Source organism: Salipiger bermudensis, from assembly GCF_019801965.1.
GTDB lineage: Bacteria > Pseudomonadota > Alphaproteobacteria > Rhodobacterales > Rhodobacteraceae > Salipiger > Salipiger bermudensis_A.
In genome coordinates this window covers 181,011-202,052 of record NZ_JAHVIA010000003.1, presented here as the reverse complement: position 1 = coordinate 202,052, position 21,042 = coordinate 181,011, and the positions used below count along the sequence as shown (strand labels likewise).

Sequence of the window (21,042 nt, the reverse complement as noted above, 5' to 3'; positions counted from 1 at the left end):
CAGGAGACCTTCATGCCCGAGACGGGAACACCGCCGCCGGACATCCTGAAACCCATCAAGTGGCCGCTGCGTCTGACCCTCTGGGGCATGGGCGCGGAGCGCATCACGCGTGCCTTCTGGCCGCTCTGGTCGCTGCTGATCGCGGCGCTGGGACTGTTGATGCTGGGCGTGCAGGACCTCGTCACGGTGGAGTGGGTCTGGGTCGCGGCCGTGGTCTTCTTGGCTGCCGTGGGCTGGGCGATCTGGCGCGGGGCGCGAATGCTGGTCTGGCCGACCAAGGCCGAGGCCATGGCGCGGCTCGACGGCAGCCTGCGCGGCAACCCGATCCAGGCGGCGCTCGACGACCAGGCCATCGGGGCGGGCGACATGGGCTCGCAGGCGGTCTGGCAGGCGCACCAGGCGCGGATGCGCGCCCGGCTGGCCGAGGCCCGGGCGGTGGAGCCGGATCTGCGGGTCGCCAGGGCCGATCCCTTCGCGCTGCGCTACGTGGCGCTCTTGGCCTTCGCCGCGGCGCTGGTCTTCGGCTCGTTCCTGCGCGTCTCCTCGGTGACGGCGATGGGGCCGAGCGGCGTCGATCTCGCCGCCGGGCCCGCGTGGGAGGGCTGGATGGAGCCGCCGGGCTACACCCGCCTGCCGTCGGTCTATCTCAACGACATCACCGCGCCCGGTCTGAGCGTGCCCGAGGGCGCGCAGATCACGCTGCGCATGTATGGCGAAGTGGGGGCGCTGTCGGTCGACGAGAGCGTCTCGGGCCGTGCGGTCTCGCCCGAGGCGGCGCAGGAGACGGCGCAGGATTTCGCCGTGCTGCAATCCGGGCGGCTGGCCATCGACGGCCCGGGAGGTCGGGCCTGGGAGGTGAGCGTCACCGCCGATGCCGCCCCCAGCGTGCGCCGCGAGGGCGAGATCGAATCGAGCTACGAGGGCGACGCGCAGATCCCCTTCGCCGCCAGCGACGATTACGGCGTGGTCGCGGGCAGCGCGCGCATCGAGCTGGCGTTGGGCGAGGTCGCGCGCGACTACCTGCTCGCCGCCGAGCCCGAGCCGCGCCCGGCCATCGAGGTGCCGCTGCCGATGCCCATCGCCGGCGACCGGGCCGAATTTACAGAGACGCTGGTCGAGAATTTCTCCGAGCATCCCTGGGCCAACCTGCCGGTGCGCCTGACGATCAGCGTCGAGGACGAGGCCGGCCAGACCGGGCAGGCCGAGGTCGAGACCATCACCCTGCCGGGGAGGCGCTTTTTCGATCCGATGGCGGCGGCGGTGATCGAGCAGCGCCGGGCGCTGCTCTGGACCCGCGACAACATCCCCGAGATCAGCCGCATCATCCGTGCCGTCAGCCACCTGCCCGACGACGTGTTCCGCTCGGCGGTGCCGTACCTGCGGCTGCGCGCCATCCTGCGCCAGCTCGAGGCGGCGGGGCCGTCGATGGGCGACGAACAGCAGGCCGAGATCGCCAAGGCGATGTGGGATCTGGCAATCATCCTCGAGGAGGGCGATCTGGCCTCGGCGCTCGAGCGGCTGCAGCGCGCGCAGGAGCGGCTTTCGGAGGCGATGAAGAACGGCGCCTCCGATCAGGAGATCGCCGAGCTGATGCAGGAGCTGCGCGAGGCCACCGACGATTACCTCCGGCAGCTGTCGCGGCAGGCGCAGCAGCAGGCCGAGCAGAATCCCGAGATGGCGCAGTCGCAAGACAGCATGGAGATGAGCCAGAACGACCTGCAGCGCATGATGGACCGGATCCAGGAGCTGATGGAGCAGGGCCGCATGGCCGAGGCGCAGGAGGCGCTGCGCCAGCTTCAGGAGCTGATGGAGAACATGCAGGTGACGCAGGGCCAGCAGGGCCAGTCGCCGGGCGAGCAGGCGATGGAAGGGCTCGGCGAGACGCTGCGCGAACAGCAGGGCCTGTCGGACGAGGCGTTCCGCCAGCTGCAGGAGCAGTTCAACCCCGGTCAGCAGGGTCAGCAAGGCCAACAGGGCCAGCAAGGTCAGCAGCAGGGCCAGCAGGGTCAGGGCGGCCAGCAGCAGGGGCAAGGGCAGGGCGAACAGCAGGGCCAGCAGGGGCAGGGTGGAGAGCAGTCGCTCGAAGACAGCCTCGCCAACCGCCAGCAGCAGCTGCGCGACGAGCTGAACCGCCAGCGCCAGAACCTGCCCGGCGCCGGGACCGAGCCCGGCGAGGCCGCGCGCGATGCGCTGCGCCGGGCCGAGGAGGCCATGGACGGGGCCGAGGAGTCGCTCCGGCAGGATGATCTCGCTGGCGCCATCGACAACCAGTCCCAAGCCATGGAGGCGCTGCGCGAGGGCATGCGCAGCCTTGGCGAGGCGATGGCGCAGCAACAGCAGCAGAACCCCGGCCAGCAGGGCCAGCAGCAGGGCGGCAATCCCGGTCAGCAGCGCGACCCGCTGGGCCGCAATGCCGGCGCCAACGGCAATATCGGCACCGACGAGAACATGGTGCAGGACGAAGACGTCTACCGCCGTGCCCGCGAGCTGCTCGACGAGATCCGCCGCCGGTCCGGCGAGGGCGAGCGCCCGCAGGAAGAGCTCGACTACCTCGAACGCCTGCTCGAGCGGTTCTGATCCCTCAGCCTGATGCCACGACTCCCCGTCGCCAGCGCGCCCTGCGCCGGCGGCGGCAATCGACCGCGAGCCTTGCCCCGCGCCCGCCCCAATGGGTATAGCGGAGAAAGACAGCAAGGATCTGAATGGCATGGCCAAGGCGCTCGAGACATTGCGAGAGCTCTACGAGGGCGACAGCGACCGGGCGCACCGCTTTCGCTACGGCGTCCTGGCCTTCGATATCGGCACGATCCTCTACGTGGTCGCCACCTCCTTCAGCAATCACGGCCGCGTCGTCGAGACGGTCGACATGCTCTTCGGGGTGGTGTTCCTCGCGGATTTCCTCGCGAGGATGTCCATCGAACCGCAGAAGTTGCGCTTCCTGATCCGCCCGGTGACGCTGGCCGACATCGTCTCGATCGGCTCCTTCCTCGCGCCGCTGGCGGGCGAGGGCCTGGGCTTCCTGCGCGTGGTGCGGACGCTGCGTTTCCTGCACACTTACCAGCTGTTCCGGCGGCTGCGGGAGGATTTCCCGTTCTTCCGCCGCTACCAGGACGTGTTCAGCGCGACGCTCAACCTGATGGTCTTCATCTTCGTGATGACCGGGCTGGTCTATGCCACCCAGTACCGCACCAACCCCCAGATCGAGAACTACGCCGACGCGCTCTATTTCACCGTGACCGCGCTCACCACCACCGGCTTCGGCGACATCACCCTCACAGGCTCGCTGGGGCGGATGATCTCCGTGGTGGTGATGATCTGCGGCGTGACCCTGTTCCTGCGGCTGGCGCAGGTGCTGTTCCGCCCCGCCAAGGTGCGCGAGACCTGCGGCACCTGCGGGCTGTCGCTGCATGATGCCGATGCGGTGCATTGCAAGCATTGCGGCACCGTCATCCACATCGAAACCGAAGGCGAGTATTGATGATCGACGTGGCGATCCGCCCTTATGCCCAGGAAGATAAGGCCGCGCTGTGGCGCATCCTCGAGCCGGTGTTCCGGGCCGGCGAGACCTATGCGATCGACCCCGACATCCCGCGCGATGATGCGCTGGCCTATTGGTGCGGCCCCGAGCGCCGGGTGTTCTCGGCGCTGATCGACGGCGCGGTGGCGGGCAGCTACTACATCGTGCGCAACCAGAAGGGCGGCGGTAGCCATGTCTGCAATTGCGGCTTCGCCACCGACCCGGCGCAGGCCGGCAGGGGCATCGCCCGCGCCATGCTGGCCCATGCGCTCGAGACCGCCAAGGCGCTGGGCTTCCGCGCCATGCAGTTCAATTTCGTGGTCTCCAGCAACAGCCGCGCGGTGGAGATCTGGCAGCGCGCCGGCTTCGACATCGCGGGCCGCCTGCCGGGCGCCTTCCATCACCCGGAAAAGGGTTATGTCGACGCGCTGGTCATGTATAAGGCCCTCGAAACGGACTGATTTCAGGAGCCTTTCCCGTGGCCGAAGACACCCGCCTGCTCGCCGTCCTGATCGACGCCGACAACACCTCGCCGAAATACGCCAAGGCGATCTTCGACGAGATCGCCTCGCTGGGCGAGGCCAGCGTGCGGCGCGTCTACGGCGATTTTGCCAGCCAGCAGATCTCGGGCTGGTCGAAGATCTCGGCCGAGTTTGGCCTCGTGCCGCACCACTCGCCGGCCAACACCGTGGGCAAGAACTCGTCGGATATCTCGCTGGTAATCGACGCCATGGACCTGATGCATACCGGCCGCTTCGACGGCTTCGTGGTGGTCAGCTCCGACAGCGATTTCACCCGCCTCGCCAGCCGCATCCGCGAGCAGGGGCTCGACGTCTACGGCATGGGCATGCAGAAAACGCCGGATGCCTTCCGCAAGGCCTGCAAGCGCTTCATCTTCCTCGAAAACCTCGATGGTGCGCCGGAGCGCAAAAGCGGCGACCGCGCGCCGCGCGCCGCCGGCAAGCTCGAGGAGGCGCGCAACCTCATCTTCACCGCGATGGATGCCATCGAGCAGGAGGATGACTGGTACACGCTGGGCCAGCTCGGCCAGTTCATCACCGCGGCGAACCCGGATTTCGACACCCGCAGCTACGGCAAGCGCAAGCTCTCGGACCTGGTGTCGGAGCTCAAGGTTTTCGAGACCAAGCGCGGCCCGGGCAATCAGCTGCTGGTGCGCCGGCTCGACTAGCGCGGCCTGAGCGGCAGGAAGAGATCGCTGACCATCGCGGTCGCCCGGACCTGCGGCGGCATGGCGACGCGCTGGCAATAGGCCGGGAAATCGCCGAGCGTCTCGCCGCTTCTCACGAACCAGTCGCGCCGCAGCCAGGGGATCGCTGCCTCGAGCAGCGCCTCGGGCCCGGTGACGCGCAGCACCGCGCGGCGGCCGCCGGGAATCTCGCCAAGCGTGAGCCCTTCGAGCACTTCCCTGCGCCCGTTTGTGCCCGCGCAGAGATCCATCCGGAAGCGCTCGGGCGCCGCGTCGGACGGGCCGATCCGGTAGACATTGTAGGTGGCGCTCTCGGGCGGGCGCAGCCCCGCAGCCTTTCTCAGGGCGATGAAGCGCTCGACGCTCGCGGCGATGCCCGCGGGGTGCCCGACATGCGACAGCATCGCGACCGGCACCGGGGACAGCTCGCGGATTGTGACGTTTGCGAAGGCAAAGGCCGGTGTCACGGGCGCTCCGATCTCAGTTCGACGGGCCGCACCGCGCGAGGAAGGTCTCGACCGCCGCATCCACGACATGGGCGATCTCGTCTTCGGAGAAGTCATCGCGGATCCCGAACAGCCGCTTGATCCAGAGATCCGCCTTGCAGAGCTCGATGAACTGATCTGCGGCAAGCCCCAGATCGTCGATCTCGACTTCGCCGCGCGCCATCGCGGTGGCGAGGTAGGATTTCAACTCGTTTCGCACCAGCACCGGGCCGCATTCGTAAAACTGGGCTCCGAGCTCGGGGAAGCGGTCGGCCTCGGCGACGCAGATCCGAAACACCCGCAGGCCCATCTCCGACAGCAGAAAGCCGAGAACGCTGTGGCCGATATAGCGCAGCACGATCCTGGGCGGCTGGCTTGGATCGAGCGCCAGCAGAACCGCGTCCGCCTGCGCCTGGCACTGGGCGGTGGCCATCTCCATGAAGAGCAGGCGCTTGTCGGGGAAGTAGCTGTAGAGCGTGGCCTTGGACACGCCGGCGGTTCTGGCGATCTCGTCGACACTGGCCCCCTCGAACCCGTCGCGCAGGAAGATCTCGCGCGCGCCGTTCAGGACCTGGTCATATTTGCGCCCGCGCCGGACGCTCGCCGCATTCCCCGGCATGAACACTCTCCTCTGGTGATCTGGATCATAGACCGGCCGGTTTAGATCCGGCAAGCGTGGCGCGATCCGCCGCCCCTCCCGCGCTCCAGGGGCTGCGGCAATCGGCGCATTAGCCGGCAGAGCGAAGGACGTTGCATCCGGGCGCGCTTGCGTTAGTTTAGAATCATTCCAAACTGAGGTTGCCCCATGCGTTTCTTCACCCAACGTCGCCAATTCAAGGATCTCAGCGAGCAGGAAGTGCTCGCGCTGGCGATTTCCTCCGAGGAGGACGACGCCCGCATCTATCGCAGCTATGCCGAGATGCTGCGCGCGGACTATCCCGATACGGCGCAGGTGTTCGACGGCATGGCCCTCGAGGAGGACGGTCACCGCAAGGCGCTGATCGCGGCGCACCGGATGCGCTTCGGAGAGGTGATTCCGCTGATCCGGCGCGAACACGTCGCGGGGTACTATGCCCGCCGGCCGGTCTGGCTGATGCAGAATCTCGGACTCGAGCGCATCCGCGAAGAGGCGGAGATGATGGAGCGCGATGCCGAGCGGTTCTATCTCGAGGCGGCCAAGCGCAGCACCGATGCGGGCACGCGCAAGCTGCTCGGCGATCTCGCCGCCGCCGAGGCCGGTCACGAGACCCGCGCCGCCGCGCTGACGGCAGAGCATCTCGACGCCGATGCGCGCAGCGACGAGGACCGGCTGGCGCATCGGCAGTTCGTGCTGACCTGGGTGCAGCCGGGTCTGGCGGGGCTGATGGATGGCTCGGTCTCGACCCTGGCGCCGATCTTCGCCACCGCCTTCGCCACGCAGGACACCTGGACGACGTTCCTCGTCGGCCTCGCGGCCTCGGTCGGGGCGGGGATATCGATGGGCTTCACCGAGGCGGCGTCGGACGATGGCGAGCTGTCCGGGCGCGGCTCGCCGCTGAAGCGCGGCATCGCCTCGGGGGTGATGACCACGGTGGGCGGGTTGGGCCACGCGCTGCCCTACCTGATTCCGCATTTCTGGACCGCGACGAGCATCGCCTGGATCATCGTCTTCATCGAGCTCTGGGCGATCGCGTGGATCCAGAACAGGTACATGGAGACGCCCTTTCTGCGCGCCTCGATGCAGGTGGTCCTGGGCGGCGCGCTGGTGCTGGCGGCGGGCGTGCTGATCGGCAGCGGTTGAACCGGGCGCCGCTCTTCCGCCCTTGCGGGCGTCCTCGCCGCTGCGTGAGATCGGCTGCGCCCTTGCCCGATCTCGCGCGGGCGGTTGGCATCCGCCTGCCTCCGGCGGGAGTATTTTCGACGAAGAGAAGACAGGAGCGCCGCACCCTTGCCTTCTCTGGTTCGAAAATACCTCGGGGGTGAATTGGCCCAACGGGCCAAGAGGGGGCTGGCCCCCACATCCTCCCTGACATGCGCGCCCACAGTACGACAGGGCCTTGCCCCCTCCACGCCGTGGCGAAGCCGTATAACCGCTGGAAGCCGGGCCGCGCCCGTGGCAAACCAAGCGGGCGCACGGCCAAGGGAGACGCGACCATGACCCAGTTCGGCAAGGGCTGCCACCTGCATCTGATCGACGGATCGGCTTTCATCTTCCGGGCCTATCACGCCCTGCCGCCGCTCACGCGCAAGTCCGACGGGCTGCCGATTGGCGCGGTGTCGGGCTTCTGCAACATGCTGCAGAAATACGTCGAGGACAGCGCCGGCCCCGATGCGCCGACCCATGTGGCGGTGATCTTCGACAAGGGCAGCCACACCTTCCGCAACGATCTCTACGATCTCTACAAAGCCAACCGCGAGGCGATGCCCGAGGATCTGCGGCCGCAGATCCCGCTGACCCGGCGGGCCACCGAGGCGTTCAACATCGCCTGCAAGGAGCTCGAGGGTTATGAGGCCGATGACATCATCGCCACCCTTGCGCGTCAGGCGCGCGAGGCCGGCGGGCGGGTGACGATCATCAGCTCCGACAAGGACCTGATGCAGCTCGTGGGCGACGGGGTCGAGATGCTCGACGCGATGAAGAACCGCCGCATCGACCGCGACGGCGTGTTCGAGAAGTTCGGCGTCTATCCCGAGCGCGTGGTCGACGTTCAGGCGCTGGCGGGCGACTCGGTCGACAACGTGCCCGGGGCGCCGGGCATCGGCATCAAGACGGCCGCGCTGCTGATCAACGAGTTTGGCTCGCTCGAGGAGCTGCTCGACCGGGCCGGGGAGATCAAGCAGCCGAAGCGGCGCCAGACGCTGATCGAGAAGCGCGAGCAGATCGAGCTGTCGAAGCGCCTCGTGCAGCTCGACGAGGAGACGCCGCTGGAATTTGGCCTCGACGATCTCGAGGTCAGGGACCCCGATCCGGAGGTGCTTCTCGGTTTCCTCGCCGAGATGGAATTCCGCAGCCTAACCAAGCGCATCGCCGACCAGCTCGATGCCGAGGCGCCGGTGATCCCCGACACCACCCCCGAGGGCGCCAACCCGCCCGAGGCCGGCGCGCCGGAGATGCCGGCCATCGAGCCGGACAAATACATCTGGGTGAAATCCGCCGAGGATCTGGCGCCCTTCATCGCCGCGGCGCATCAGCATGGCTGGGTCGCGGTCGACACCGAGACCACCGGGCTCAACGAGATGGCCTGCGATCTCGTCGGCATCTCGCTCTGCACCCTGCCGGGTGAGGCCTGCTACATCCCGCTGGCGCATCGCGGCGACAGCGAGGGCGATCTGTTCGGCGATGGCGAACTGGCCGAAGGGCAGATGCCGATGCAGGAGGCGCTCGATCTCCTCAAGCCGCTGCTCGAGGACCCGGCGGTGATGAAGATCGGGCAGAACATGAAATACGACGCCAAGATCTTCGCTCGCTACGGCGTCCGCATCGCGCCGATCGATGACACCATGCTGATGTCCTACGCGATGAACGCGGGCCTGCATGGCCATGGCATGGACGCGCTCTCGGAGCGCTACCTGTCGCACACGCCGATCCCGATCAAGGAGCTGCTGGGCTCGGGCAAGAAGATGAAGACCTTCGACCAGGTGCCGATCGAGGACGCGGTGAAATACGCCGCCGAGGATGCCGACATCACGCTCCGGCTCTGGACCCTGCTGAAGCCGCAGCTGCACCGCAACCATGTCACCCGGGTCTACGAGACCATGGAGCGCCCGCTGGTGCCGGTGCTGGCCGAGATGGAGATCGCGGGGGTGCAGGTCGACCGTGACACGCTCTCGCGCATGTCGAACGCGTTCAGCCAGAAGATGGCGGCGCTCGAGGCCGAGATCCACGAGCTGGCCGGCGAGAGCTTCAACGTGGGCAGCCCGAAGCAGCTGGGCGAGATCCTCTTCGACAAGATGGGGCTCGAGGGCGGCAAGAAGGGCAAGACCGGCGCCTATGCCACCGGGGCCGACGTGCTCGAAGATCTGGCGACGGAGCACGAGCTGCCGGCGCGGGTGCTCGACTGGCGGCAGCTCTCGAAGCTGAAATCCACCTATACCGACGCGCTGCAGGAGCACATCAACAAGGAGACCGGCCGGGTCCATACCTCCTACGTGATCTCGGGCGCCAACACCGGGCGCCTCGCTTCGACAGATCCCAACCTGCAGAACATCCCGGTGCGCTCGGAGGAGGGGCGGCGCATCCGCGAGGCCTTCGTCGCGCCTGAGGGCAAGACCATCGTGGCGCTCGACTATTCCCAGATCGAGCTGCGCATCCTCGCCCACATGGCCGAGATTGATGCGCTCAAGCAGGCTTTCCGCGACGGCCAGGACATCCACGCCATGACCGCGTCGGAGATGTTCAACGTGCCGATGGAGGAGATGACCTCCGAGATCCGCCGGCAGGCCAAGGCGATCAACTTCGGCGTCATCTACGGCATCTCGGGCTTCGGTCTGGCGCGCAACCTGCGCATCCCGCGCGCCGAGGCGCAGGGCTTCATCGACCGCTATTTCGAACGCTTCCCGGGGATCCGCACCTACATGGACGACACCGTGGCCTTCGCCAAGGAGCACAAGCGCGTCGAGACGCTGTTCGGTCGGGTGATCCACACCCCCGAGATCGCCGCCAAGGGGCCGCGCGCCGGCTTTGCCAAGCGCGCCGCGATCAATGCGCCGATCCAGGGCACCGCCGCCGACATCATCCGGCGCGCAATGATCCGCATGCCCGACGCCATCGCCAATCTGCCCGCCACCATGCTGCTGCAGGTGCATGACGAATTGATCTTCGAGGTCGAGCAGGGCGCCGAGGAGGATCTCATCGCCGCCGCCCGCGCCGTCATGGAGGGCGCCGCGGAGCCGGTGGTGAAGCTCGACGTGCCGCTGGTGGTCGATGCCGGGCAGGGCAAGAGCTGGGCCGAGGCCCACTAGGCGGCGGCGGAGCGTCTCAGCCGATGGCCATGGCGGGGGCCTGAACCAGTCCCTGCCCGCGATCCAGACCATCGGTTGCCGGGTCGATCGGCGCGGTGGTGCAGCTGGCCATCAGCCGGGCCTGCACCGCGCCGGCAAAGGCCGGGCTGCCCGAGGCGCGCTGCGCCTCCCACCAGAGGGCGGCGATGCCGGCCACGTGCGGGCAGGCCATCGAGGTGCCGTTGAGCGGGCGCAGCCCGCCGCCCGTCGCCGCCGAGATCACGTTGACCCCGGGGGCGGAAACGGTCGGGTTGCTGTTCGAGAAGCTGGCGATGGTCAGCCCGCCGGCGCCCTGTCCCAGCGCGCCCACAGAGACCACGCCGAAGGCGGCGGCGGGCAGCGAGGCGGAGACCTCGAAATTCGGATCGATGTTGCGGCGGCTCTCGTTGCCGGCGGCGGCACAGACCACCGTCCCGCCGGAAAACGCCGCCTGCGCGCGCAGCATGTCCATCAGCGCGTCGAACATGCGCAGGTTCATGCGATAGGCCTCGAGCGCGGCGGAGCCGGCCAGGATCTCGGGCCAGCCCTGCCCGATCAACTCCTCGACGAGGCCCGGGAAATCGAAGCCGAGCGACATCGAGATCACCTGCGCCTGCTCATCCGAGGCCCATTTGATCGCCCGGAACAGCATGTCCGAGGAGCCGCTGCCGTCATCGCCGAGAACCTTGCCGATCAGCGCATCGGTGACGCCTCGCGCCACCCCGATGCGGGTGCCCTCGACATCGCGGCCGAACACCGTGCCGGCGCAATGGGTGCCGTGCCCGTTGGCATCCTCGATGCCCGATCCGGCGAAATCTCGGGTCTTGAGCGTGACACCATCGAAGGCGGGGTGGCCCGTATCGATGCCGGTGTCGAGCACCGCCACGCGCACACCCGCACCGGTGAAGCCGGAGCTCTCGGCCCCGACGGCGGCGATGCCCCAGCTCGGTTCGGCGTCTTCGCTGCGGACCTCGTCGAGCGGCTGCGGTTCGATCAGCCGTGTCGGCATCCCCCGCGCCACCGCGGTGACCGTCGGATCGCGGCTGATCTCGCGCAGGTCCCTGGCATTGAGCTCGGCGCTTTCGAGCTTCGGCGCGGGCGGGGCGTCGGCCATCGTTCCTGCGTCGAACCCGGCGGTGCCGAAGTTGGGCGCTGCGGGGGGCGAGACCGGCCGCGGCAAGCGGCTGCGGCGCGGGGCGTTCTCGTCACGCAGGATGATGAACATGGCAAATCTCGCTCTAATGGATTTTTCCAATAGCGCGATGATACACCCTTAAGTTGTTCCGACGAAGGTCAACAGCGTGAACCCCGCGTGAAAAGCGAGTCAGATCAGATTGTTCTTGCGGAAAAGCGCCTTGAGATCGGCCTCGGGGCGCGGCCCCATGTGGCTGATGACCTCGGTGGCGGCCACGGTGCCCATGCGTCCGGCGGTTTCCATGTCGGCGCCGGTGGCGAGGCCATAGAGAAAGCCGGCGGCAAACTGGTCGCCCGCGCCGGTGGCGTCGACCGGAACCACCTTGTCGACCGGCACGTCGGTGCGCTCGCCGTTGCGCATGATGCTGACGCCATCGCCCGAGCGGGTGCAGACCACCAGCGGGCAGACCTCGGCGACCCGCGCCAGATCCTTGTCGAGATGGTCGTCCTGGTAGAGCGAGCGGATCTCGGCCTCGTTGCCGATGACGTAGTCCATCTCATTGGCGATCAGGCGCAGGAAATCCTCGCGGTGCCGCTCGACGCAGAACGGGTCCGAGATCGCGATGCCGGCGAGGCCGCCGGCCTTGCGGCAGGTGCGGGCGGCGCGCAGGAACGCTTCCTTGCCCTTCGGCTTGTCGAAGAGATAGCCCTCGAGGAAGATGATGTCGGCCTGGCCGGCGATCTCCTCGGCCACGTCCTCGGGGCCGAGCTCGGCGGAGATGCCGAGATAGGTGTTCATCGAGCGCTCGCCGTCGGGCGAGACGAAGATCATCGAGCGCGAGGTCGGCAGCTCGCCGCCCGGCACCGGCGGGTTGACGAAATCTGTGCCGCCCTTCTCCATCGCGTCGGCGTAGAAGCGCCCCAGCGCATCGTCGCGCACGCGCCCGAAGAAGCCGGTGCGCAGGCCGAGATTGCCCAGCCCCGCCAGCGTGTTGGCCACCGAGCCGCCGGCGGCCTGCACGCGGTTTTCCATGGCGCCGTAGAGCTGCTCGGCGCGCTCGCGCTCGACCAGCTGCATGATGCCCTTCTCGATCCCCATCATCTCGAGGAAGCTGTCATCGGAGCGGGTCAGCACGTCGACGATGGCGTTGCCGATGCCAAGAACCTGGTACTTCTTGGTCGGATGCTGCGGGGTCAGGGTCATACGGTCTTGTCCTCGAACTGGCAGAGGTCGCGGATCAGGCAGGCCTGGCACTTGGGCTTGCGCGCGACACAGGTGTAGCGCCCGTGCAGGATCAGCCAGTGATGCGCATGCTGCTGGAAATCCACGGGAATATTGTCTTCGATGGCGCGCTCGACGGCCACCACGTCCTTGCCGGGGCAGATCCCCGAGCGGTTGCCGACGCGGAAGATATGGGTGTCCACCGCCTGCGCCGGGTAATGCCACCACATGTTTAATACCACGTTGGCGGTCTTGCGCCCGACGCCGGGCAGGCTCTCGAGCGCGGCGCGCGAACAGGGCACCTCGCCGCCATACTGCTCGTGCAGGATCTTCGACAGCTTGATGACGTTCTTGGCCTTGTTGCGATAGAGGCCGATGGTCTTGATATGCTCGATCACGCCCTCTTCGCCGAGCGCGAGCATCTTCTCGGGCGTGTCGGCGATCTTGAAGAGCTCGCGCGTCGCCTTGTTGACGCCGGCATCGGTGGCCTGCGCCGAGAGCGCCACCGCCACCACCAGCGTATAGGCGTTGACGTGGTCGAGTTCGCCCTTGGGTTCGGGCTCCGCCTCGTGGAAGCGGGTGAAGATCTCGCGCAGGGTATGATAATCGAGCTGCTTGGCCATGCCCCCGGATATGAAACGCTTTTCCCGCTGCGGCAAGCCGTTTGCGCTGCCAGTCGGCGCGGCGTCATGGCGCCGGGAAACCGGAGTGAGCGAAGTTGAAACCGCCTGACACACTTTCGAGTTGTGGTGCATCTATCTGAAATTGTATTTTTATGATACAAACACGCTTGGCGGCGGCTCAGGTTTTCAGCCCGCCCGCCGCTGATTTCTTGCGTTGAATTTCATTTAAGGATCGAAGCCATGTTGAACGCAGAGGCCGTGAGCCGTGCCAAGACTCGCCATATCGAGATCGCCAAACCCTTTGACGATGAGCTCGGACCGCTAAAGCTCTTGCCCGGGATCTGGAAGAACACCAATGCCGATGTGCCGTTCGGCTGGAACTGCATCGCCCTGCCATTCGTCACCGCTCCGCCGCCCGCCGGGTTCAACTACCGGCTGATGGTCAACCATTACCGCGAGACGCTGCAATTCTTCACCGCCGACAAGGGCGCGCCCAACCGCGGCATCCAGCGCGATGCCGGCGGGCTCACCGACCTTGATCAACTGGTGGTGGCACTGGACTACCAGCAGCTGGTCGAGCAGGTGGCGGTGGACGAGTTTCCCAAGAGCGGCCCCGACCTCGAGACCGACAAGCTCGCCGATCCCGGCGCGGCGATCCACCACGAGCCCGGCCTCTTCCTGTTCATGACCAACCACACCACCGACGGCATCAACATCGCCCGGCTGGGCACCGTGCCGCATGGCGACTCGCTGCTGGCAATGGGCCGCTTCGACGCGGCGGTCGACATCTTCGAGGGCCCACCCGACATCCCTTCGGTCAACGGCTTCCCGGAGGGCGTGCTGTTGCCGCGCGACGATACGGCCGGCGGCGAGGACGACCTGCTGAAGCCGCTCGAAAGCCTCTATCTCGGGCCCTACAAGCATTTCCACGACAATCCGTTCTTCGGAACCGTCCCCGCGGGGACACCGGGCTTTCCGGGCTTCAACCCGGTGCATCCCGAAGAGCTGCTGCGCGGCGCACAGCCGGCGCCCGACAAGGTGAAGAAGACCACCCGGCTCGACATGACAACCAGCGCCACCGAGGCGGCCGGAATCCTTAACATTCCGTTTATCGTCAAGCACGCCAACGCCACCTCGATGAAATCGACCTTCTGGATCATGGAGCTCGACGAGCCGGGCGTCGGCGACGAGCCCAAGCTGGTGATGCAGTATCTGCAGGTGGTCATGCTCGATTTCTTCCCCCGCCGCGACGGCATTCCGGGCCTGATCGGCTGGCCGCATGTCTCGATCAACACGCTCGAGAAGGTGGCCAACGTGGGCGATGACGCCGAGGTGCTGACCTCCGACGAGTACTGACACTCGCAGATACCGGGGCCTCCCATCCCGGTCGCGACCCGGTCTCCTGAAAGCGCAGGAACCGGGTCGCACAGCCGCGCGTCGCGGCGTAGCCTTGGCCGGCAATATGGGAGCCGGGTCATGTCGGAGATGTCGCAAGGGTATCACTACGAGGTCATGCGCCGCGCCATCGAGTTGGTCGACGCGGCGGGGCCGCAGGCCACGCTCGAGGAGCTGGCGGCGGGCATGGGCATGAGCCCGGCGCATTTCCAGCGCCTGTTCTCGCGCTGGGCCGGGGTCTCGCCCAAGCGTTTCCAGCAATACCTGACGCTCGGCCACGCCAAGGCGCTGCTCTCCGAGCGCTTCACCACGCTCGAGACGGCGCATGCCACCGGGCTCTCGGGTGGCGGACGGTTGCACGACCTGTTCCTGCGCTGGGAGGCGATGAGCCCCGGCGCATACGGGCGCGGCGGCGAGGGGCTGACGATCCGCTGGGGCTGGTTCGACAGCCCCTTCGGCCGGGCGCTGGTGATGGGCACCGACAGGGGCCTCTGCGGCATCGGCTTCGCCTCCGAGGCCGGCGACGACGCCACCATGGCCGACCTGCGCGGCCGCTGGCCGGAGGCGGCCTATGTCGAGGATGTGGCGGCGCTGGAGCCCTGGGTCGCGGCGGCGTTCGGGCAGGGCGGCGGCGAGGTGCCGCTTTTCCTCATGGGCGCGCCGTTCCAGATCAAGGTCTGGGAGGCCCTGATGCGGGTGCCCTCGGGCCATGTCACCACCTATTCCGAGATCGCGCAGGCGGTCGGCAGCCCGAAGGCGGTGCGCGCGGTGGGTACGGCGGTCGGACGCAACCCGATCTCGCTGCTGATCCCCTGCCACCGGGCGCTTCGCAAGTCCGGCGGGCTTGGCGGCTATCACTGGGGCCTGCCGGTCAAACGCGCCATCCTCGCATGGGAGGCGGCCCGTCTTGAGGCGTGACAGGCGGTTGCATCACCGTGAAGTGAGGCGCGGAATGGGCGAAGACCCGCCGACACCCCCGTGACAGCGCTGTTGGTCCGTTGCATGGTCGCTCTATAATTCAGGAGGAGCGCCCCCGCGACGTGGGGGCCATAACGATCAAGAGGCACACCATGATCCGGGCCAAGACGTCCATTCTTCTTTCCCTCGCCGCCGTGATGGGGCTGAGCGCCTGTTCCGAAGGCCAGATGTTCGACGAGAACAACCCCAACCGGAACACCAACCAGGGCGTCCTTCTCGGCGCGCTCGGCGGCGCTGCCGCGGGCCGCATCATCGGTGGCAACAATGACGATGCCGTCAAGAACACCTTGGTCGGGGCGGCTGCGGGCGCCATCGCCGGCGGCGTTATCGGCAACCAGCTCGACAAGCAGGAAGCGGAACTGCGCCAGCAGCTCGGCAACGATGTCGGCATCCGCAACACCGGCGACCGCCTGATCGTGACCATGCCGCAGGACATCCTGTTCGGCTTCGACAGCGACACGCTGCGCACCGACCTGCAGGCCGACATCCGCACCGTGGGCCGCTCGCTGCTCGACTACCCGAACACCAGCGTGCAGGTCGTGGGCCACACCGACAGCGACGGCGATGCAGGCTACAACCAGGGCCTCTCGCAGCGCCGCGCCCAAAGCGTGGCCAACGTGCTGGTCTCGAGCGGCGTGCCGTCGAGCCGCATCTCGGTCATCGGCCGCGGCGAAGCGGCGCCCATCGCGTCCAACCTGACGCCCGAGGGCAAGGCGCAGAACCGCCGGGTCGAGATCGTCATCCTGCCCAACGCCTGATCCGGCGTTGCCTGGCTGAGATCGGCGCGTCGCGGGGCCTCCCGCGGCGCGCTTTTCTTTTCAGAGCCGGTTCGACAGCTCGATGAGGGCGCCGTCCGGATCGCGGAGATAGAGCGACAGGATCGGCCCCTCGGTGCCGTTGCGCCGCACCGGGCCGTCCTCGACGGGGATGTTCCGGGCCCGAAGATGGGCCTGCCAGTCCGCCAGAGGCGTCTCGGTCAGAAAGCAGAGATCGGCCGAGCCCGCCGTGGGCTGCCGGGCTTTGGGCAGGAACTCGGCCCCGGCCTCGTGCAGATTGATCTTCTGGCTGCCGAAGCGCAGCGCCCATCTCTGCGAGCCGTCGGCGGGGCGGAAGCGCTCGGCCCGCATGCCGAGCACCTCGGTATAGAAGGCCAGCGTGGCGTCGAGATCCGCCACGGTGAGGACGAGATGGTCGAGAGACTGGACGGTTGGCGTCATGGGTGGTCTAGATCCTTTCCGCAGGGAGGTGCCCATGAGTGATGATACAGCCGAAACCCGCCTGACCGACGGGCTCGATCCGGCCCGTGCCAACGCGCTTCTGGCGGCGCTGGGCCGCCCCGAGCGGCTGGAGGCGGGCGACGCGCTGCCGCCGTTCTTTCACCAGATCCATTTCTGGGAGGCGCAACCGCCCGAGGGGCTTGGCCGCGACGGCCACCCGCGCACCGGCGGGTTGATCCCCGATCTCGGCCTGCCGCGCCGCATGTGGGCCGGCGGCGCGCTGCGCTTCCTGGCGTCCCTGCGGGTCGGGCAGGAGGCCGAGAAGCGCACCATTCGCGAAAACGTTGCCCAGAAGACCGGGCGCACCGGCCCGCTGGCCTTCGTCACCCTGCGCCACGAGATCCGGCAGGGCGGGGTGCTCTGCGTCGAGGAGCGGCAGGATCTCGTCTATCGCGAGGATCCCTCGCCCGACGCGCCGCGCCCGGTGCCGCCGGAGGCGCGCCGCAACGAGACCGAGGCGCGGGTGGCGCGCTTCGACAGCACGCTGCTCTTCCGTTACTCGGCGCTGACCTTCAACGGCCACCGCATCCACTACGATGCCGACTATGCCCGCGCGGTCGAGGGCTATGCCGATCTCGTGGTGCACGGGCCGCTTCTGGCGCAGCTCCTGATGCTGATGGCCGAGGATCAGGCGCCGCTGAAGGGCTTCCGTTTCCGCGCCACCGCGCCGGTGACGTTGGGCGAGGAGGTCACGCTCTGCCGCGATGCCGGCAGCGCCTGGGTGCGCGGGGCGGACGGGCGCCAGTGCATGATCGCCGAGCTGGAGTTCTGAGCCCGGAATGAGAAAGCCACCGCCATTGGCGAGGGCCTTCTCAAGAAGCGCTTCCGCGCAAAGCTCAGTAGCCGGTGCCGTTCAGCACGACGCGCACGGTGCGGGCCAGGATCCTGATATCGGTGCCGAAGGAGAGCTGGCGCAGGTAGTCGGTGTCGAAGCCGGCGCGCTCGGCAAAGCTCGACTCGTTGCGCACCGAGGTCTGCCAGAAGCCGGTGATGCCCGGGCGCAGCGCGTAATAAGCGGTGCCGGGGTAAAGATCCTGCTGATCCACCATCATCGGGCGCGGGCCGACCAGAGACATATCCCCGCGGAGCACGTTCCAGAGCTGCGGCAGCTCGTCGAGCGAGGTCTTGCGGATCAGCCGGCCAACCGCGGTGATGCGCGGATCGTGGCGCAGCTTCTGGGTCCGGTCCCATTCGGCGCGGGCCTCGGGATCGGCGGCAAGGTAGGCCTCGAGACGGCCCTCTGCATCGGCCACCATCGAGCGCAGCTTGTACATGTAGAAGATCCGGCCATTCCGGCCGACGCGCTTCTGCAGGTAGAAGGGCGACTTGCCGTCGAGCGCGATGACCGCCGCGAGCGTCAGCGTCACCATCAACACCGGCAGCGCGCCGATCAGGACGAGGATCACGTCGAGCAGGCGCTTGGCCATGCGATCGTAGGAGGCGCCTTGCGGAGCGGCGAAGAGCGCGTCGTCGATCAGGCGTTCGATACCGGGGGTCGGCAGCGGGCGGCGAACTTGAATAGTCAACGGAACCTCCTCGAGGCGTGGATTGACAGAAGTTCAAGCGTGAATGTGCTCGGGGCGAGCGCAGGGCGCGATCTATCGTTTCCCTGCAAGCTGCAGGGATCGAGATTGCGCGCAGCGCATCAGGCTTTTTCAGAAAAGATCTGGTCCTACCAAGACCGAAGCAAACTCACCAAACTCCCATGTGGAAGCACCAACCCCCAGTGCTGTAGTATGTCGAAAATATGTTCTTCCATTCGACAATCAAGGTTATGCATCTCGGGCTAAGTCCGGTCAACAACACGTTTTTGCCACAATTAAAAGTTGAACCATCGCCGTGGGGCCGGGCAGAGAGCCACCTGTCGAGCCGGTCGATCCGGGGCTGTTTCCAGCGCTCCGGCAGGGCTTGCAAGGCGCGCCGAGCGCGCCGGTGATTGACGCAGGCCGAAGGTCGGCCGGCGCGGCGTGCCTGGGTGGGGCGAAACAGTCTTTGCCGCCTGAAGGCGAAAAGAGTTTCAAAATCGTAAACAAATGCAGACCTGTGAATTCATCGTTCACGGGGTGTTAGCCGGGCGGCGCCGGCCGAAGCGTCGCCTTGAGACGTGCCGGGCATGCTCCGACGGATTTGGAAACAATGCTGATGGGCGGAAATGCTGCGTTTGACAGCCTTTGGGGGAGGGGGCGCAGCGGGACGTGGCTCCCGCAGGCGCCGCCCGACCTGCGAAAAGAGCCCGCGCGATGGGCATCGCTCCGACACGCTTAGGGGGAGTCTGCGCGCTCACGGAATGTTACAGGCAGGGAGTTTCGCGTGTTCGGGCGCCCGAATCGGGGCGGCTTGACGCCCCTGAATCGTCGAATTTCGTCCGAATCGCGCCACATTCCGGACCGCTTTTCCGCAAATGAGGCGGGGCGGTTCGGCAGGCATCAGTTGCAAGCCACGGGTCAGGGGCCTATTTCGAGCCGGTCACTTGTGCATCGAAAAGGGCGCGTCATGGCGAACCACCTCTACAAGGGAGATCTTCCCGACGGGCTCGACCTTGGCCCGATCGTGGCGATCGACTGCGAGACCATGGGGCTCGAGCCGCATCGCGACAGGCTCTGCGTGGTGCAGCTCTCGGGCGGCGACGGCAATGCCCACCTGGTGCAGGTGGCCAAGGGCCAGACCGAGGCGCCGAACCTCTGCCGCCTGCTGCGCGACGAGAGCGTGCTCAAGCTGTTCCATTATGGCCGCTTCGACATCGCCGCCATGTATCATGCCTTCGGCGCGCTGGCGGCGCCGGTCTACTGCACCAAGATCGCCAGCCGCATGGTCCGGACCTATACCGATCGCCACGGGCTCAAGGCGCTCACCCAGGAGCTGCTCTCGGTCGATATCTCGAAGCAGCAGCAATCGAGCGACTGGGGTGCAGAGACGCTGACCGAGGCGCAGCGCGACTATGCCGCATCAGACGTCTTGCACCTGCACAAGCTGCGCGACGCGCTCGACGCGATGCTGGCCCGCGAGGGCCGCACCGCGCTGGCGCAGAGCTGCTTCGATTTCCTGCCGACCCGGGCGCTGCTCGATCTCGAGGGCTGGCCCGACACCGACATCTTCGCGCATTCCTGATCCGATGGCGCCGCGCGGAGACACCTATTCCTATGTGATCGGCTGGCTGAAGATCCTTCTGCCGCTCGCGGCGCTGGCGCTTCTCTCGACGCTGTTCCTGATCGGCCGCGGCAGCGATCCGGCCGCGAACATCCCCTTCGCCAACCGCGACGGCGGCGATGATCCGGCGCGCCAGCAGATCGTCGCGCCGCGCTATGCCGGGGTCACCGCGAAGGGCGATCAGCTGACCCTGACCGCCGACAGCGCCGAACCGGCGGCCGAGGGGCTCGACCAGGTGCTGGCCCACCAGCTCGATGCGCGCATCGACGTCTCGGATGGCAGCCACATCACCCTGCGCTCCGACCGGGCGCTGGTGAGCGACGGCGAGCAGAGCGCGGATCTCGAGGGCGGGGTACGGATCGAGAGCTCGAACGGCTACCGGATCGATACCGAGCGCCTGCGCACCGCGCTCGACCGGATCGAGGCGGAGACCCTTGCGCCGGTCTCGGGCGAGGGGCCCGCCGGGCGCTTTACCGCGGGAAAGCTGACGATCACGCCCGACGGGACCGGCGAGGACGTGCAACTGCTTTTCACGGAAGGCGTAAACCTGATATACGACCCGAAAGATCCATAGGGGTTCCTGTATGTTCCGATTTCTGACCGTTGCCGCCACGCTTGTCGCCCTTTCGGGGCCGGTTCTGGCACAGGGCGCCCAGGTCGCCTTCGGGGGGATGCAGCAGGATACCAGCGCGCCGGTCGAGGTCAGCGCGGATCAGCTCCAGGTCAACCAGTCGGACGGCACCGCGCTCTATACCGGCAACGTGGTGATCGGGCAGGGCGAGATGCGCCTCGCCGCGCCGCGGGTACTGGTGGTGTTCTCCGAGGGTGAAAACCGCATCGAGCGGCTCGAGGCGACCGGCGGGGTCACGCTTGTCAGCGGCGAGGAAGCCGCCGAGGCGGAGCGCGCCGATTACGATATCGACAACGGCACCGTCGTGATGACGGGCAACGTGCTGCTCACGCAGGGCCAGAATGCCCTGACCTCCGAGCGCATGATCGTGAACCTAGATGACGGCACTGCGCAGATGACGGGGCGCGTGCGCACGGTGATCTCCCAGGGCTCCGAGACCCAAGACCAATAAGAGCTGGAAGAGTAAC

Annotated in this window: 20 protein-coding genes; 13 read left to right on the top strand and 7 right to left on the bottom strand. The window is 67.3% G+C overall.

Translation table 11 applies throughout. The features are described 5' to 3' along the window. Nucleotides 1-12 precede the first annotated feature (12 nt). The 4 genes from KUV62_RS07950 (at nucleotide 13) to KUV62_RS07935 (ending at nucleotide 4,706) form a co-directional block, all read left to right on the top strand. Nucleotides 13-2,577 (top strand): TIGR02302 family protein, encoded by a 2,565-nt coding sequence (locus KUV62_RS07950; RefSeq protein WP_222603155.1) that lies wholly within the window; start codon nucleotides 13-15, stop codon nucleotides 2,575-2,577. Nucleotides 2,578-2,707: 130 nt separating this feature from the next. After that, complete coding sequence (locus tag KUV62_RS07945; RefSeq protein WP_222603154.1) at nucleotides 2,708-3,478, top strand: potassium channel family protein; 771 nt, start codon at nucleotides 2,708-2,710, stop codon at nucleotides 3,476-3,478. After that, on the top strand, nucleotides 3,478-3,978 hold the full coding sequence (locus KUV62_RS07940) for a GNAT family N-acetyltransferase (protein WP_222603153.1): 501 nt from the start codon (nucleotides 3,478-3,480) through the stop codon (nucleotides 3,976-3,978). The genes KUV62_RS07945 and KUV62_RS07940 overlap by 1 nt, the downstream gene beginning before the upstream one ends. A 17-nt stretch (nucleotides 3,979-3,995) precedes the next feature. Then, nucleotides 3,996-4,706, top strand: a complete 711-nt coding sequence (locus tag KUV62_RS07935; RefSeq protein ID WP_222603152.1) for an NYN domain-containing protein — start codon at nucleotides 3,996-3,998, stop codon at nucleotides 4,704-4,706. On the opposite strand, the gene KUV62_RS07930 is transcribed toward KUV62_RS07935, so the two are convergent. Further along, on the bottom strand, nucleotides 4,703-5,191 hold the full coding sequence (locus KUV62_RS07930; RefSeq protein ID WP_222603151.1) for a GyrI-like domain-containing protein: 489 nt from the start codon (nucleotides 5,189-5,191) through the stop codon (nucleotides 4,703-4,705). The genes KUV62_RS07935 and KUV62_RS07930 overlap by 4 nt on opposite strands. Nucleotides 5,192-5,204: 13 nt before the next feature. After that, the gene (locus KUV62_RS07925; protein ID WP_222603150.1) at nucleotides 5,205-5,828 is read right to left on the bottom strand and encodes a TetR/AcrR family transcriptional regulator; all 624 of its coding nucleotides are present in this window, start codon (nucleotides 5,826-5,828) and stop codon (nucleotides 5,205-5,207) included. A gap of 186 nt (nucleotides 5,829-6,014) precedes the next feature. On the opposite strand from KUV62_RS07925, the gene mbfA reads away from it, so the two are divergent. Next, nucleotides 6,015-6,989 carry an iron exporter MbfA gene (mbfA, locus tag KUV62_RS07920; protein ID WP_222603149.1) on the top strand — a complete coding sequence of 325 codons (975 nt, stop codon included), beginning with the start codon at nucleotides 6,015-6,017 and terminating at the stop codon, nucleotides 6,987-6,989. A gap of 353 nt (nucleotides 6,990-7,342) precedes the next feature. Further along, entirely contained in the window at nucleotides 7,343-10,150 is a 2,808-nt protein-coding gene (gene polA / locus KUV62_RS07915; RefSeq protein ID WP_222603148.1) for a DNA polymerase I, read from the top strand. 16 nt (nucleotides 10,151-10,166) lie between these two features. On the opposite strand, the gene KUV62_RS07910 is transcribed toward polA, so the two are convergent. The 3 genes from KUV62_RS07910 to nth form a co-directional block, all read right to left on the bottom strand. After that, nucleotides 10,167-11,393 carry a S8 family peptidase gene (locus tag KUV62_RS07910; RefSeq protein WP_222603147.1) on the bottom strand — a complete coding sequence of 409 codons (1,227 nt, stop codon included), beginning with the start codon at nucleotides 11,391-11,393 and terminating at the stop codon, nucleotides 10,167-10,169. A gap of 99 nt (nucleotides 11,394-11,492) precedes the next feature. Beyond that, nucleotides 11,493-12,506 carry an adenosine kinase gene (locus KUV62_RS07905; RefSeq protein ID WP_222603146.1) on the bottom strand — a complete coding sequence of 338 codons (1,014 nt, stop codon included), beginning with the start codon at nucleotides 12,504-12,506 and terminating at the stop codon, nucleotides 11,493-11,495. Next, the gene (nth, locus tag KUV62_RS07900) at nucleotides 12,503-13,147 is read right to left on the bottom strand and encodes an endonuclease III (RefSeq protein WP_222603145.1); all 645 of its coding nucleotides are present in this window, start codon (nucleotides 13,145-13,147) and stop codon (nucleotides 12,503-12,505) included. Before nth ends, KUV62_RS07905 begins: the two co-directional genes overlap by 4 nt. A gap of 240 nt (nucleotides 13,148-13,387) precedes the next feature. On the opposite strand from nth, the gene KUV62_RS07895 reads away from it, so the two are divergent. The 3 genes from KUV62_RS07895 to KUV62_RS07885 all read left to right on the top strand — a co-directional run bounded on the left by KUV62_RS07895 (nucleotide 13,388) and on the right by KUV62_RS07885 (nucleotide 16,278). Continuing rightward, complete coding sequence (locus KUV62_RS07895; RefSeq protein WP_222603144.1) at nucleotides 13,388-14,503, top strand: heme-binding protein; 1,116 nt, start codon at nucleotides 13,388-13,390, stop codon at nucleotides 14,501-14,503. Nucleotides 14,504-14,623: 120 nt separating this feature from the next. Next, a complete protein-coding gene (locus tag KUV62_RS07890) occupies nucleotides 14,624-15,460 on the top strand; it encodes a methylated-DNA--[protein]-cysteine S-methyltransferase (protein WP_222603143.1) in 837 nt (278 codons plus the stop codon). Between the two features lie 152 nt (nucleotides 15,461-15,612). Then, nucleotides 15,613-16,278, top strand: a complete 666-nt coding sequence (locus KUV62_RS07885; RefSeq protein WP_222603142.1) for an OmpA family protein — start codon at nucleotides 15,613-15,615, stop codon at nucleotides 16,276-16,278. 60 nt (nucleotides 16,279-16,338) lie between these two features. On the opposite strand, the gene KUV62_RS07880 is transcribed toward KUV62_RS07885, so the two are convergent. Continuing rightward, nucleotides 16,339-16,737 (bottom strand): VOC family protein, encoded by a 399-nt coding sequence (locus KUV62_RS07880; protein WP_222603141.1) that lies wholly within the window; start codon nucleotides 16,735-16,737, stop codon nucleotides 16,339-16,341. A gap of 34 nt (nucleotides 16,738-16,771) precedes the next feature. On the opposite strand from KUV62_RS07880, the gene KUV62_RS07875 reads away from it, so the two are divergent. Then, nucleotides 16,772-17,569 carry an acyl dehydratase gene (locus tag KUV62_RS07875; RefSeq protein WP_222603140.1) on the top strand — a complete coding sequence of 266 codons (798 nt, stop codon included), beginning with the start codon at nucleotides 16,772-16,774 and terminating at the stop codon, nucleotides 17,567-17,569. Between the two features lie 64 nt (nucleotides 17,570-17,633). Here the strand turns inward: KUV62_RS07875 and KUV62_RS07870 are convergent, their stop codons facing one another. Further along, nucleotides 17,634-18,323 (bottom strand): sugar transferase, encoded by a 690-nt coding sequence (locus KUV62_RS07870; RefSeq protein WP_222603139.1) that lies wholly within the window; start codon nucleotides 18,321-18,323, stop codon nucleotides 17,634-17,636. Nucleotides 18,324-19,290: 967 nt separating this feature from the next. Here KUV62_RS07870 and KUV62_RS07865 point away from each other — a divergent pair. The 3 genes from KUV62_RS07865 to lptA are packed head-to-tail and all read left to right on the top strand — an operon-like array spanning nucleotide 19,291 to nucleotide 21,026. Next, nucleotides 19,291-19,905, top strand: a complete 615-nt coding sequence (locus KUV62_RS07865) for a ribonuclease D (protein ID WP_222603138.1) — start codon at nucleotides 19,291-19,293, stop codon at nucleotides 19,903-19,905. Nucleotides 19,906-19,909: 4 nt separating this feature from the next. Next, nucleotides 19,910-20,518, top strand: a complete 609-nt coding sequence (lptC, locus tag KUV62_RS07860; protein ID WP_222603137.1) for an LPS export ABC transporter periplasmic protein LptC — start codon at nucleotides 19,910-19,912, stop codon at nucleotides 20,516-20,518. Nucleotides 20,519-20,528: 10 nt separating this feature from the next. Continuing rightward, the gene (lptA, locus tag KUV62_RS07855) at nucleotides 20,529-21,026 is read left to right on the top strand and encodes a lipopolysaccharide transport periplasmic protein LptA (protein WP_222603136.1); all 498 of its coding nucleotides are present in this window, start codon (nucleotides 20,529-20,531) and stop codon (nucleotides 21,024-21,026) included. The last annotated feature ends 16 nt before the right edge of the window (nucleotides 21,027-21,042 follow it).